The following is a 13459-nucleotide window of genomic DNA, read 5'->3' as shown; positions in this document are numbered from 1 at the left end:
TGGTATGGTTGTACCACAAAAATATCCGGAAGGAACCCGATGCCGAAGCTGGTGGATCACGAGGAACGGCGGGCCCACATCATCGACGCCCTGCTCCGCTCGGCGGCGAACAGCGGCCTGCACTCCGTCACCATGCGGTCGGTCGCGGTGGAGGCGGGCGTCTCCGTACGGCTCGTCCAGTACTACTTCGACACCAAGGAACAGCTACTCCTCGCCGCCATGACCCGCCTGGGCGCGCGCATGGGCGAACGCATCCAGCACCGGCTGCGCGCGACGGGCACCGCGAGCGCCCCACGCGGCATCATCGAGGCCGTCCTCCTCGAAGCCGTCCCCACCACCGAGGAGAGCCGCGCCTTCCACCTCATCTACACCGAGTACGCGGTGCTCTCCGTCACCGACCCCGCCCTCGGCACCCTCGCCGCCCCCGACGAGATGGAAGCCTTCCTCACCACCCAACTCACCGCCGCCCGCCCCGCCGACCCCACCTTCGACCCTCACCACGAAGCCGCCCTCCTCCTCGCCACCTCCGCCGGCCTCGGCCTGAGCGTCCTCCTCGGCCAGCGCACCCCCGAGGACGCGACCGCCGTCCTCCACTACCACCTCGGCCGCGTCCTGCCCGCCTGAAAACCGATGCCGGGAACCGCCGAACTCGCCCCTCCGTCACGGCTGTTGACCGGCACAATGGTGGCATCGTCCGCGAGGAGGCACTGTGCGGGAGGGCGACCACCTCGCCAAGCGATACCGGCTGGACGCGCGCCTCGGGCGCGGCGGCATGAGCCAGGTGTGGCGGGGCCACGACGTCGTACTCGGCCGCGCGGTCGCCCTGAAACTGCTGCCCGACGGCGGCAGCACGAAGGAGACGCTCCAGCGTTTCCAGCGCGAGGCAACGATCGGCGCACGGCTCCAGCACCCGGGGATCACCGTGGTGCACGACGTCGGACGGCACAACGGCCGACTGTTCATCGTGATGGAACTCCTCCAAGGCCGCGACCTGGCCTGCCTGCTGGCCGACGCACCGGACGGCCTGCCCGTCGACCGGGCCCTCGCACTCGCCCGACAGGCCGCCGAAGCCCTCGCCGCCGCACACGCGCAGGGCGTCGTCCACCGCGACCTCAAGCCCGGCAACCTCTTCCTCACCACCGGAGGCCGGCTGAAGATCTGCGACTTCGGCATCGCCCGCACCGACGACACCACGGCCGCGCTCACCACCACCGGCCGGCCGCTCGGCACCCCGCTCTACATGGCCCCGGAACAGTGGCGCGGCGAACACATCGACACCCGGTGCGACCTGTACGCACTGGGCTGCGTCCTCCACGCCCTGCTCACGGGGGCACCGCCCTTCCGCGCCACCGGCGGGCAGGTGTGGGCGCTGATGCACCGGCACCTGGAGGAGGTGCCTCGCAGCCTCCGGTCCGTCCGGGCCGAAGTCCCCGCCGAGGTCGACCAGTTGGTCGCAGCGCTGCTGGCCAAGACGCCCGACGGCCGGCCGACCGTCGCCGAGACGATCGCCACCCTCACCCGCACGTGCGGCCCACCCGAGGCCGAACCGGTGCCGACCGCAAGCGCCGCTCCACCGCCCTCCGCCCTCCCCGGAGCAGTCATTCGGGCTCGAACCGACCCCGGGCCCCACCGGACATCCTTGAGGCCGGCCATCCTGACGAACAGGTTCCCGGTCTGGCTCCCCAGGTTCGTCGGATGCAGCCAACTGCGGGTCGCCGCCTGGCACCACGGGAACGGCTCGACCGTCCAAGCAGGCGAACCCCTGCTGAGGATCACCGCCGACGAGGACACCGTCGACATCCGCTCCCCCGTCACCGGCGTCATCATCGCCGTCATCGCCGACGAGGACACAGCCGTCCGCCCCGGCTCCCTCCTCTGCCTCATCAACACCGCCCCGGGCCGCCCCCGACACCCCTGAACCTCCCCGGCCCCTCTAAGGTCGAGGTGGAGCCGGCCGGCCCCGATGCCCCGGACTGGCCCGCGAGTTCGACATGGGAGGCGCCAGCGATGCCCGGACGAGGAAGCTCTGAGGTGACGCCGGGTGGGTCCGCGCGGCGGGGGTGGGGGCGTCGGGCTCTCGTCGGGTTCGAGGTGTTCTGCGGGCTGGTCATCGTGGGGTGCGTGTGGTGGGGAGTGGACGCGTTCCTGAACGCGCGCGCGGCACGGGAGACCGAGGCCGTACGCGCCGAACGGTTGGCGGGCCTGTCCTACCAGCAGCATCCCGGGAAGGGGCGGTACTACGTCCCGGCATGGGCCGTGATCGCCAAGACCCCCGCCGGGACGCCGGTCGCCTACCTGCACTACGGGGCCGGCGCCACCGAGGACAACAACATCGACGACTTCCTCCGCACCTACGACCTGCCGCCCGCGGGAACCCGCGCACCCCTGCCGGAGGACCTGCGGGCCGTGCTGCCCGGCGACCGGCCGACCGAGGGCGTGCTCCTGCCGGAGGGACGGGCCGGGCGGCAGGTCTTCGTGGTGCTGCTGCCCGGCGCCGGGGCGCCGCGCGGTGCGGACGTGTACGTCCGGGCCGGGACCGGCTGAGCGGGCCCGCCGCGCTCGTCGGCGCGGGCGCGGCGGGCCCGGGGGGGGGTGTTCAGCGGACTGGGTGTCAGGAGGCCGCGAGCCAGGCGGCCGGGCCGCCGATCTGGGTCCAGTTGGTGCCGCCCTGCCACTGGAAGACGCCGCTGCCGTCAGGGGTCAGGCCGTAGACCGTGCCGGCGCCGTCGACGGTGAACTCCGCGCCGGGGCCGCCGATGCGCGCCCAGGTGCCGGTGTAGCGCCAGACGTCGCCGGTGGTCGGGTTGGTGGCCAGCAGGAAGCTGCCGCCGCCCGCGACGAGGCTGCTCGCGGGGCCGCCGACCTGGGTCCAGTTCGTCCCGCCCTGCCACTGGAACACGGCGCCGCGGTCCGGGGTCAGCCCGTAGACGGTGCCCGAGCCGTCGACGACGAACTGGGCGCCGGGGCCGCCGATGCGGGTCCAGTTGTTGGGGGTGCCGGTGTAGCGCCAGACGTCGCCGGTGGTGGGGTTGGTGGCGATCAGGGTGTCGCCGCCGCCCGCGACGATGTGGGCGGCGGGGCCGCCGATCTGCACCCAGTCGGTGCCGCCCTGCCACTGGAACACGCCGCTGCCGTCGGGGCTGAGCCCGTACAGGTGGCGACTGCCGTCGACGGCGAACTCCTTGCCCGGGCCACCGACCCTCGCCCAGGCGTTGGAGCTTCCGTCGTACGCGTAGACGTCGCCGTTGGAGGGGCTGGTCGCGACCAGCGCGCCCCCGCCGGAGACGATGGTGGCGGCCGGGCCGCCGACCTGCGTCCAGGTGGCACCGTTCCAGCTGAAGACACCGCTGCGGTCGGGGCTGAGCCCGTACAGCACGGTGGACACCGCGATCGGGTTCACCGGCCGCAACGTGGCCGCGGCGGCGGTCACGGTCACGGTGTCGGCCTGGGCCGGAACCGCGACCAGCGGGGCGGTCCCGAGCGCGAGCGCGAGGCCGGCGAGGAAGAGCTTGCGAGTGGTGGCGCGGAGAATCATCGCTTCCAACCTTCTGGGTGGGGTGGGAGTGCTCCGTGCAGAAGAACTTGGCGTGCGCATGCCGCTCGGAATTCTCCCCCGCCCTCCGACGCCCTGTCCTACGCCGAATGACGCATTGCCAACCCGTCCCACCCCGGGGTACAAGCTCCGTCAAGCGCCTCGTCAAGCGCTCCGACAGGCGCCCCGTCAAGCGCTTCGCCAGGCTCCGCGAGGCTAGACCGCGACGAAGCGGCGGTTGCCGTCGGCGGCGAGGACGCGGCCGAAGCGCATACCGGGGAAGTGGGCGGCCACCAGGAGGTCCTCGGTGTCGGCGGCCTCGTCGGCGATGCGGTTGCGCGCGGCGGAGGCGGCGGCCGGGTCCACGTCCCAGACGACCTGCCAGTCCCGTTCGCCGAACTGGACCACCGAGTGGGCGACGTCTCCGAGCAGCAGGGCGCGGCGGCCCCCGGAGGAGGCCACGAAGACGGTGGTGCCGGGGGTGTGGCCGGGGACGTGGAGGGCGTCGAGGCCGGGGGCCACGGTGAAATCGGCCTCGAACAGGGCCAGTTGGTCACCGAGGGGGGTGAGCTTGGCGGAAGCCTCCGGGACTGCCGTGGCTCCGGTGACGAAGTGCTCCCAGTCGGCCTCGTGGGCACGGTAGGTGGCGCGGGGGAAGACGGGCTTCCCCTCGACGGTCGCCCAGCCGATGTGGTCGAAGTGGAGGTGGGTGAAGACCACGTCGGTCACCTCCTCCGGCGTGACGCCGTGGGCCACGAGGGAGTCCAGGAGGCCGCCGCCGCGGTACCTTCCGTCGTCGAAGGGGCCGACTCCGGCGTCCACCAGGACGGTCCGCTCCCCGGTGCGCACGAGGAAGCCGCCCAGGGGGAGGTCGAGGCTGCCGTCCGGCCGCCGGTGGTGCTCGTGGCAGGACCACGGGTCGTCCACCCCGGGGCGGGTGAGGATCTCGGCGGCCACCTCCGTGCCCACCCCGTCCGCGATCGCCAGGACCTCGATGTCGCCGATCTTCACGCGTGCCCTCCCGCCGCTGCCAACCTGACGTCGGCTGCAACCGGCCCGGGAGGCGGGGGATTCCCTCCCCAGGGATTCCCTCTGCACAGGAAGTCGGCCGGGCCGACTTCCTGTGCAGAGGGGGCGTCAGCGGCCCGCGCGGGCCTTCGCGCGCTCGCCGGACTGCTCGTCCTCGCCCTGGTCGTCGTTGTCGTCGGACCAGCCGTCGCTGCGGTCGCGGTAGAGGGTGAACCTGTCGAACAGCACCGGGACCGGCACCGGGTTGGCGGCGGTGGCCGGAACCGAGTGGTAGTAGGAGACGGTGATCGTCGTCCGCCCGCCGGGGACGAGGCCCGGGTCGACGTCGAAGACGGCGACGCCGTACGGGTACGTGGTGTCGGGGTCCGTCACCGCCGACCAGTGGGCCTTCTCCTTGGCGTCCGGGTCGGCCTTGAAGGTGAGGCGCTGGGTGCGGACGGTGGCCTCGCGCACGCCGTCGGCGTCGGCGGGAAGGTAGACGTCGTCGTGACCGGCGGTACCGCCGCCGCCGAGGATGAGGTGGACGGTGCCCTCGGAGGTGTCGACCTGGCGCAGCTCGTCGTCCACGACGGCCGGGGTGAGCAGGCCGCCCGCCTCGGTGCCGCGGACGGGGTGGGTGCGCTCGTAGTCGTGGTCGTGACCGGCGAGGACGAGGTCGACGGAGTAGCGGTCGAGCAGCGGCAGCAGGTGCTCGCGCAGGCCCATGTCACCGCCGTGGCTGGCGGCCGAGGAGGACATCGCGAACTGGTGCAGGTTGACGACGATCCAGTCGACCGAGCTCCCGCGCCGGGCCTGCTTCAGCACCCGCTCCAGCCAGCGCAGTTGGGCGCCCTCGCTGTAACCGCTGATGTAGATGGACTGGCCGGTGGCCGGGTCGAGGCTGGCGTCGTCCTCGACCGCGATCTCGTTGCCGTCGAGGCTGACGAACAGCACCGAGCCGACCTGGAAGCTGTACCAGTTGCCGCAGTGGTCGCGGGTGCCGTTGCCGGGCAGCTCGAAGCGCGTCAGGTAGGAGGCGTACCCGAGGTCGCCGCCGCCGGCCTCGACCTCGTGGTTGCCGGGGGCCGGCATCCACGGGCGGTTGGCGGCGGACTTGCCCATGTTGTTCATGAACGCGTTCCACGCCTGCGGCTGCAGCTGCGGGTTGTTGTTGGCGTACGCGAGGTCGCCGTTGAGCAGGTGGAACAGCGGAGCGAACTGCTCGACCTGCCGCACGGCGGCGTTGCCGTGGATCGAGGACTTCTTGAACACGTTGTCGCCGGTGCCGAGGTCGCCGAAGCTGGTGAAGCGGAAGGCGGCGCGGCCACGGGCGGGCGCGGTGCGGAAGGTGCCGCGCACGGGCTCGGCGCCGTCGTGCAGCACCTCGTAGACGTAGGTGGTGTCGGGGGTGAGCCCGTCCAGGCGGGCGTGGTGGGTGAAGGTCTCGACCTTGTTGAGGCCGTCGACGTAGCTGCGGCTGCGGGCGTCGACGCTGCGCCCGGCGCCGGTGCGCGGGGTGCCGATGCGGACCCGGGGGCGGCGCACGGTGGCGGCGGTGGCCCAGGAGACGGTCATCTGACGGGAGGGCTCGTCGCCCCACTGGAGGTGGATCTGCTCCGGGCCGGGCGTACCGGCCACGGCCGGCTGCGTCCAGAGGAGGGTGGACGCGGGGATCGCGGCGAGCGCGCCGACCGCCGTGCCCGTCCGAAGGACCGTTCTACGCGAAGGTTGTGCCACCACTGCTGCCTCCTGTGCTCCGAGAAACGCCGAGGAGGCTCGCAGCCGGATTGCACGACCGGACCAACCCCGACCGTGCGTACGGCGAACGGCAGTTGAACGGTGGCCCGTGTCCTCGACATGGCGTCGTGACACGGCGTCGGCACGGCTTCGGCATGGCGTCGGCACGGCGGTACGGCATCGGCACGGCGTCGGTACGGCATCGGTACCGGGGCGGCACGGCGTCGGCACCGCGTCGGCACCGCGTCGGCATGCGGTACGGCCGGATGGCGGCGGGCCGGCGGGGTGGTCCCGGGCGGCCGGACGGGTGACCTGTCGGACGTGTCGTCGGCGGCGCGCCCGACCCGGCGTGCGTCGGTGGGAGTGCGCCGCCTCCGGACGGCGCAAGCCCTGTCCCCTCACCTGAGAGCCGCCCATGCCTCCCACCGCTCGCTTCCGCCGCCGCTTCCTCCCCACCGCGCTGTGCGCCATCGCCATGGCCCTCGCCGCCCCCACGGCCCACGCCGCACCCCCGGGCGGCGACGGCGGCGGGCAGGGAGGCGGGCCCGGTGGCGGACAGCGCGGCGGGCCGTACGACTGGGAGAACGTGGCGGCCTGCGAGAGCAGCGGCAACTGGCACGTCAACACCGGCAACGGCTACTTCGGCGGCCTCCAGTTCGACGCCCCGACCTGGCGCGAGAACGGCGGGCTGGACTACGCGCCGCGCGCCGACCTCGCCAGCCGCGAGGAACAGATCGACATCGCCCAGCGCCTGGCCGGGCGCCGGGGGCTGAGCCCCTGGCCGGTCTGCGGGGTGCGCGCCACCCGCGACCACAGCCGGGACGCCGTCCTGCCCCCGCCGGCCACCACCCCGGCCGCCCCTGCCCCTGCCGCTTCCGCTGCCGCGCCGGCCGAGGGGAACGGCCGGTGGACCGTCCGCGAGAACGACACCCTCACCGAACTCGCCGCCGCCCTGCGCGTACCCGGCGGCTGGCCGACCCTCTACGCGCTCAACCGGACGGCCGTCGGCGAGGACCCGGACCTCATCCGACCCGGGCTCGTCCTGCGCGTCCCGCCGCCGAACTAGGCCGTGTCCGGGCCTGGTTCCCACCGACGCCGCCCGCGCCCGGGCCCCGGACGGGCGCGGGCGGCGTCGCACCGTCAGGGTGCCGACCAGCCCAGGTCGCGCCGGGCCAGGTGGACGATCCCCGGCAGCGGGAACAGCAGCAGGAACAGGTTCGGCGCCCACCAGCTGAGCGTGAAGTCCGCGCGCAGCGCCCAGAAGGCGAGGGCCTGGAGCCCGGCGGTGCTGGTGAGGACCAACGAGATCAGCATCAGCGGCCGGACGGCGGCGCGCCCGCCCCGACAGGCCGTCAGCAGGGCGGCGAGCCCGGTGAGGCCGGCGAGCAGGTCCAGCGGCAGGAACGAGTAGTTCCAGTCGGCGAGGATCGGATTGTCGTAGTCCCGGTACGCGTACCGGGCGGGGAGGAGAGCGGTCACGGTGACCGCCCAGTACGCCAGGAAGCCGAGGTCGGTCAGGGCCATCGACACCTTGGTGAACCGCAGGACGCAACCGCCGTGCTCAGCTGCCACGGCGCACCAGCTCCACGATCAGGGCCCGCAGTTCGCGGTGCAGTGCGTCGTGCGGCGGGCTGAGGTCGAGCAGTCGCGCCGACCACCAGCCGTCGACGGCCATCCGCACCAGGGTGGCCGTCGCCGGGTCGAGCCCGTCCTCCTCCAGCCGCCGCTGCCAGCGGGCGTACCGCTCGCGCAGCCCGTCCAGCACCTCGGGCCCGCCGGCGGCGGCGAGCAGGGCGACGGGCACCTGGTCGACGCCGCTGGTGTCCCCGGCCGGGGACTCGGGTGGGATGGTCGCGTCCAGCCAGGCCAGCGCGAACGCCCCCGGCGGCGCCCCGGGCCCGGGCAGCACCGCCTCGAAGCGGTCGGCCAGCCGACCGACCACGCCCTCCACCAGCGCCCGCTTGCTCGGGAAGTGGTGCAGCAGCCCGCCCTTGCTCACCCCCGCCTCGGCGGCCACCGCGTCCAGCCGTACGGCGTCCACGCCGCCCCGGACGAGCAGCCTCTCGACCGCGTCCAGCAGTTGATCCCTCATGGGCCCCCACCCGATTCGTCTACGTCGGACCGTCCAGACGGTCGGTCCTGTCGAGTCGTCACCCTAGCAGCGGCGCGGGCCCTGCGGGCGCGCCTTCGGACTACTCCAGTAGTGGCACTACTGGAGTAGTCCCGCCCCGCCCGCAGGGGTGGGACTACGGATGTAGTGGCACTACATCCGTAGTAAAACTGGAGGGCCCGCCCGGTCGAGGAGACCGGACGGGCCCGAGGGCGCCAGGGGGCGAGGGCGCGAGCCGTCAGCCGACGTGCACGCGCGGCCGGCGGCTGCGGTCGGGCTCGGCCTCGCGCAGCACCTCGCGGGTGACCGGCGCGACCTCGCCCTGCCCGAGCAGGAAGAACCGCATGAACTGGGCGAAGGGGTTGCCCTCCGTCCACTCGAAGTACAGGTGCGGCTGCTGGCCCGTACGGTCGCGGACGGTGAGCGCCAGCGCGGCGATCGCGTTGGGGATGCTGGAGCTCTCCAGGGTGAGCACCCGGTAGCGGCCGTGCAGGACCTCGCCGCGCACGGTCAGCTCGGCCTCGAAGTCGGAGGCGTCACGGACGGTGACCTCGACGAAGACCAGGTCGTCCTCGCCGGGGATGTCGTTGTCGGCGCGGATCTGGCGGATCTTGTCGCGGTACTCGGCGACGTCCCGGTTGGTGGGCTCGTTGGCGATCAGGCGCAGCGGGCGGTGGGCGTAATCCCTGATGAAACGTTCCGCCACGTCGTCGAGCACCACGTTCGTCACGCGCAGCTCGAAGGCCCGCCGCAGCCGGGAGAGCAGCGAGACCAGGATGATCCCGGCGATGAAGCAGGCGCCGATCTTGAGGCCGTCGGGGCGCTCCATCACGTTGAGCACGGTGGTGTAGAGGAAGATCGCGGAGATCGCGCCGAAGCCGGCGGTCCAGCCGCGCTGGCCCTTCTTGTGCGCGGCGATGGTCACCGCGATGGCCGCCGAGCTGATCAGCACCAGCACGCCGGTGGCGTACGCGCCGCCCTGGGCGTCCACGTCGGCGTCGAAGATCCAGGTGACCAGGAAGCCGATCAGGGTCAGCACCATCACCATCGGGCGCACGGCGCGCGCCCAGTGCGGGGCCATGCCGTAGCGCGGCAGGTAGCGGGGCAGCAGGTTGAGCATGCCCGCCATGGCCGAGGCGCCGGCGAACCAGAGGATGGCGATGGTCGAGAGGTCGTAGACGCTGCCGAAGGCGCCGCCCAGGTACTCGTGCGCCAGGAAGGCGAGCGCGCGGCCGTTGGCCTCGCCGCCCGGCTTGAACTGGTCGGCGGGGATGAGCAGCGTGGTGATGAAGCTGGTGGCGATCAGGAAGACGCTCATGATCACGGCGGAGGTGGTGAGCAGCTTGCGGGCGCCGCGGATGCGGCCGGTGGGCTTGGCCTCGGTGTCCCCCGCGTCGCCCTCGATGTGCGGCATCACGGCGACGCCGGTCTCGAAGCCGGACAGGCCGAGTGCCAGCTTCGGGAAGGTCACCAGGGCGACGCCGACCATGATGACGGGGTTGCCGTGCTGGGCGGTCAGCGCGTCCGTCCAGTCGGTGACGACGTGCGGGGCCTTGAGGATCTGCCACAGGCCGACGGCGACGACGACCACGTTGAGCGCCAGGTAGGCGCCGACGAGGAAGACGGCCAGGCCGATCGCCTCGCTGAAGCCCTTGAGGAAGACGGCGCCGAGCAGCGCGACCAGCACCATGGTGATCAGCACCTGCTTGTCGCCGAGCAGGCTGTTGAGGTGCGGGTTCTCCACCAGGTGGGCGCTGGCGTCGGCGGCGGAGAGGGTGATGGTGATCAGGAAGTCCGTCGCCGCGAAGCCCAGCAGGGCCAGTACGAACAGCTTGCCCTTCCAGAAGGAGAGCAGCCGTTCCAGCATCGCGATCGAGCCCTCACCGCGCGGGCTCTCCTGGGCGACGCGCCGGTAGACCGGGAGTGCGCCGAGCAGGGTGACGATCACCAGCACGATCGTGGCGATCGGCGAGAGGACGCCCGCGGCGAGGGCGGCGATGCCGGGCTGGTAGCCGAGGGTGGAGAAGTAGTCGAGGCCCGTCAGGCACATGACCCGCCACCAGCGCTGTCCGGTGTGCGCGCCGTGCGCCTCGGTCCCGCTGTCGGCGGCGGAGTCCCCCGGCTCCGTGCCGCCCGCGGTCCGCTGGGACTTCGGCGCGGGCTTCTCCGCGCTCACGTCCTCGAGCAGCCAGTTGCGAATGCGTATTCGCGCCGACGACGGTTCCGCCGTCGTCGTGTCCGTCGAACCCGACGAAACCACCTTGCACCTCTTGTTTAAAGGCCCCGTAAAAACGCCGTCGAACGACAGCAGTGCGACAGGCTATGCGACAGGCGTTAAGGACACGTCATCACCCCGCGTTAAGAAAACGTCAGTGAGATTCACGTCAGGGCCAGCCCCGGGGCGGGGGCGCTCCCGCCCCGGGGGTTCAGCTCGTCACGCTCGGTAGCCGAGGACCGTCATCATGCCCGTCTCCGCGTGGTAGACGTTGTGGCAGTGCACCATCCACAGGCCCGGGTTGTCGGCGTCGAAGTCGACGGCGAGCGTCGCGCCCGGCAGCACGATCGCGGTGTCCTTGCGCGGGCCGTCGCCGGGCAGCGCGAAGGAGTGCCCGTGGAGGTGGACGGGGTGCCACATCTCGGTCGCGTTGCGGAACTCCAGCCGCACGCGCTCCCCCGCCGCCACCGGGTAGCGCTGCGCGGGGTCGTAGCGGCGGCCGTTGAACGCCCAGTCGGCCTTGGCCATGCCGCCGGTCATCTCCAGCTTCACCGTGCGGTCCGGCTGCCTGGCCGGGAGGCGGACGCTCGCGTGGGCCTTGAGCCGGTCGGCGGTCAACAGCCTCCCGTCGAGTTCGGACGGGCGGACGGAAGCCTCCGGCGCGGCGCCGCCACCGGTGCGCAGCACGGCCAGGGCGCTCGCGTTCTTGCCCTCGGCGAGGGCGGTGAGCGGGAAGACGCCGTCCTTGACGGTGACCAGCACGTCGTAGCGCTCGCCCATGCCGAGCAGCAGCGCCTGGGTGGTGGCGGGCTCGACGGGGAAGCCGTCGGTGTGGGTGACCGTCAGCTCGTGGCCGCCGAGCGCGACCCGGTAGGCGGTGTCGCCGCCCGCGTTGATCAGCCGGATGCGGACGCGGTCGCCGGGCTTGGCGGCGAAGGTCTCGGGGGCGGCGGGCAGCCGACCGTTGACCAGGTGGAACGGGTACGCGACATCGCCCGCGTCGCCGCCGAGCAGCTCGCTGCGGGCGCCCATCAGCATGCGCGACGGGCCGGTGGCGGGAGTGGCGCCGCCCGCGCCTGCGGCCGTGCCCGGCGCCCCCTGCATCCCGGGCATTCCCGGCATTCCCGGCATGGTGTGCCCGGAGTGGTCCCCGCCTCCCGTCCCGCCCATGCCCTTGGCGAGTTCGGCGAGCACGGCGTCCGGGGTGCTGCCGTCCACGCCGTCCACCCAGTCGTCCAGGACGACGACCCACTCCTTGTCGTAGGCCAGCGGCTCCTTCGGGTCCTCCACGATCAGCGGCGCGTACAGGCCCCGGTCCTGCTGGGCGCCGGAGTGCGGGTGGAACCAGTACGTGCCCGGGTGGGTGAGCGCGAAGCCGTAGTCGAAGGAGGCGCCCGGCCTGATCGGGTCCTGGGTGACGCCGGGGACGCCGTCCATGTCGTTGCGCAGCGCGAGGCCGTGCCAGTGCAGGGAGGTGGGCTGCGGCAGGTGGTTGGCGAGGGTGAGCGCGAGCTTCTCGCCCGCCTTGACCCGGACCTCCTGGCCGGGCAGGCGGTCCCCGTACGTCCAGGTGCGGACGCTGCGTCCGCCCAGGTCGACGGTGGACTCGGTGGCGGTGAGCGCGACCTTACGCTCCGGCCCGGGGTTGCGGCGCGCCTCGGCGGCGGCGACCTCGGGACCGTTCGGCGCGAGGAACCCGGCGGGCGGGACGGCGGCGGGACTGCTCGCCCCGCCGGCATCGTGGTTCATTCCCGACATCGGGTCGGAGGAACAGGCGGCGAGCAGCCCGGTGGACGCGGCGGCGAGCGCCGCACCGAGGACGGTACGGCGGGTGGGAGTACGCATGACGGAGTGCACCTCGTGCGGTGTGGTGGTGTGAACGAGCAGGGCGCATCTGCCGCACCACGCGCGGGGGCGCGAAGCGGCCGGGCGCACGCCTACTGACGCAGCACCGACAACCGGTTGAGCAGTACCCGCCCACCCCCGGGCGGCGGCAACGCCCGCACGGCCCGCAGCACCTGGGCCCGCACAGCGGCGGCCGCGTCCCCGCTGCGGCGCAGCAGCAGCGGACCGACGGCGAGGAGCACGAGGCTCCACCCGGCCAGGACGGCGAGGCAGACGACCATGGGGTCCATGCCATGGGCGGGCATGGCGGGCCGCACGTCGTGCGCGACGACGGCGGAAAGCATCGGCCAGTCATGCGCAGCAGCCAGCGACCGGACGAAACCACCACCCGGCGGCAGCGCCACAGGCGCCACCGGCCGCTCCTGCACGACAGCTGCGGGCGGCACGGCGGAAAGCATCGACCGGCCGTGCGCAGCAGCCAGCGACCGGACGAAACCACCACCCGGCGGCAGCGCCACAGGCGCCACCGGCCGCTCCTGCACGACGGCAGCGGGCAGCGCTGCGGGGGCGACGCCCTCACCGTCCGCCGACTGTGCAACGGGCGCCATCGGCTCGCCGTGGCCGCCGTGCGCGACGGAGGGGTGGCCGAGGGTGTGCATCGTCGCGATGCCCAACACCAGCGCGGCCAACAGCAGCAGCCGCAGCGCCCAGGGCATCGCTGGGCCGACCAGCCGGGATTCCCGCCCCATCGACCCACCTCCTCGCCCTATCGGCCACGTACCCCCGCAGGGTATCCCGCCTCACACCCCTCCCCCACCCGGGGCCGCCCTCCCGAGCATGCCGCGCGCCCCGGTCCGGGGCGCGCGGCCGGGGCGTGGAGCACGGGCAGGGCGGCGTGCCGACGGGTCCGAGCGGCGGGCGGGCGGGGTACGGAGCGGGCGGCGCCCCCCGGCCGGGGGCCCGCGGCCGGGGCGTGGAGCACGGGCAGGGCGGCGTGCCGACGGGTCCGAGC

12 protein-coding genes are annotated in these 13459 nt (G+C 73.3%); 4 read left to right on the top strand and 8 right to left on the bottom strand.

The genetic code is table 11. The annotated features are described in order from the left end of the window. Nucleotides 1–39: 39 nt before the first annotated feature. The 3 genes from IH61_RS0119640 (at nt 40) to IH61_RS0119630 (ending at nt 2544) form a co-directional block, all read left to right on the top strand. Entirely contained in the window at nt 40–624 is a 585-nt protein-coding gene (locus IH61_RS0119640; RefSeq protein ID WP_031071540.1) for a TetR/AcrR family transcriptional regulator, read from the top strand. 85 nt (nt 625–709) lie between these two features. Then, nucleotides 710–1918 carry a protein kinase domain-containing protein gene (locus IH61_RS43045; protein WP_051837476.1) on the top strand — a complete coding sequence of 403 codons (1209 nt, stop codon included), beginning with the start codon at nt 710–712 and terminating at the stop codon, nt 1916–1918. A gap of 203 nt (nt 1919–2121) precedes the next feature. After that, nucleotides 2122–2544 carry a hypothetical protein gene (locus tag IH61_RS0119630; protein ID WP_158845095.1) on the top strand — a complete coding sequence of 141 codons (423 nt, stop codon included), beginning with the start codon at nt 2122–2124 and terminating at the stop codon, nt 2542–2544. A gap of 67 nt (nt 2545–2611) precedes the next feature. On the opposite strand, the gene IH61_RS0119625 is transcribed toward IH61_RS0119630, so the two are convergent. The 3 genes from IH61_RS0119625 to IH61_RS41105 form a co-directional block, all read right to left on the bottom strand. Further along, the gene (locus IH61_RS0119625) at nt 2612–3535 is read right to left on the bottom strand and encodes a tectonin domain-containing protein (protein WP_051837474.1); all 924 of its coding nucleotides are present in this window, start codon (nt 3533–3535) and stop codon (nt 2612–2614) included. A 213-nt stretch (nt 3536–3748) separates the two neighbouring features. Then, on the bottom strand, nt 3749–4543 hold the full coding sequence (locus tag IH61_RS0119620) for an MBL fold metallo-hydrolase (protein WP_031071533.1): 795 nt from the start codon (nt 4541–4543) through the stop codon (nt 3749–3751). A gap of 126 nt (nt 4544–4669) precedes the next feature. Continuing rightward, nucleotides 4670–6277: a purple acid phosphatase family protein gene (locus tag IH61_RS41105; RefSeq protein WP_158845092.1), complete on the bottom strand. Its 1608-nt coding sequence runs from the start codon at nt 6275–6277 to the stop codon at nt 4670–4672. A gap of 415 nt (nt 6278–6692) precedes the next feature. Here IH61_RS41105 and IH61_RS49980 point away from each other — a divergent pair, with 415 nt between their 5' ends. Beyond that, on the top strand, nt 6693–7343 hold the full coding sequence (locus IH61_RS49980; protein ID WP_051837470.1) for a transglycosylase family protein: 651 nt from the start codon (nt 6693–6695) through the stop codon (nt 7341–7343). Between the two features lie 74 nt (nt 7344–7417). On the opposite strand, the gene IH61_RS0119605 is transcribed toward IH61_RS49980, so the two are convergent. The 5 genes from IH61_RS0119605 to IH61_RS43040 form a co-directional block, all read right to left on the bottom strand. After that, entirely contained in the window at nt 7418–7849 is a 432-nt protein-coding gene (locus tag IH61_RS0119605) for a DUF5360 family protein (protein WP_234327250.1), read from the bottom strand. After that, the gene (locus IH61_RS0119600; RefSeq protein ID WP_031071525.1) at nt 7839–8369 is read right to left on the bottom strand and encodes a TetR/AcrR family transcriptional regulator; all 531 of its coding nucleotides are present in this window, start codon (nt 8367–8369) and stop codon (nt 7839–7841) included. The genes IH61_RS0119605 and IH61_RS0119600 overlap by 11 nt, the downstream gene beginning before the upstream one ends. A 256-nt stretch (nt 8370–8625) precedes the next feature. After that, nucleotides 8626–10563, bottom strand: a complete 1938-nt coding sequence (locus IH61_RS0119595) for an amino acid transporter (protein ID WP_234327249.1) — start codon at nt 10561–10563, stop codon at nt 8626–8628. Between the two features lie 258 nt (nt 10564–10821). Further along, nucleotides 10822–12447, bottom strand: a complete 1626-nt coding sequence (locus tag IH61_RS0119590) for a multicopper oxidase family protein (RefSeq protein ID WP_031071522.1) — start codon at nt 12445–12447, stop codon at nt 10822–10824. A gap of 92 nt (nt 12448–12539) precedes the next feature. After that, the gene (locus tag IH61_RS43040) at nt 12540–13196 is read right to left on the bottom strand and encodes a hypothetical protein (RefSeq protein WP_051837468.1); all 657 of its coding nucleotides are present in this window, start codon (nt 13194–13196) and stop codon (nt 12540–12542) included. Nucleotides 13197–13459 lie beyond the last annotated feature (263 nt).

Origin of the sequence: Streptomyces sp. NRRL WC-3742 (assembly GCF_000720635.1) — a bacterium.
Lineage (GTDB): Bacteria > Actinomycetota > Actinomycetes > Streptomycetales > Streptomycetaceae > Kitasatospora.
Note: the sequence above shows the minus strand (reverse complement) of the source record. Positions and strands in the feature narration are given on the sequence as shown.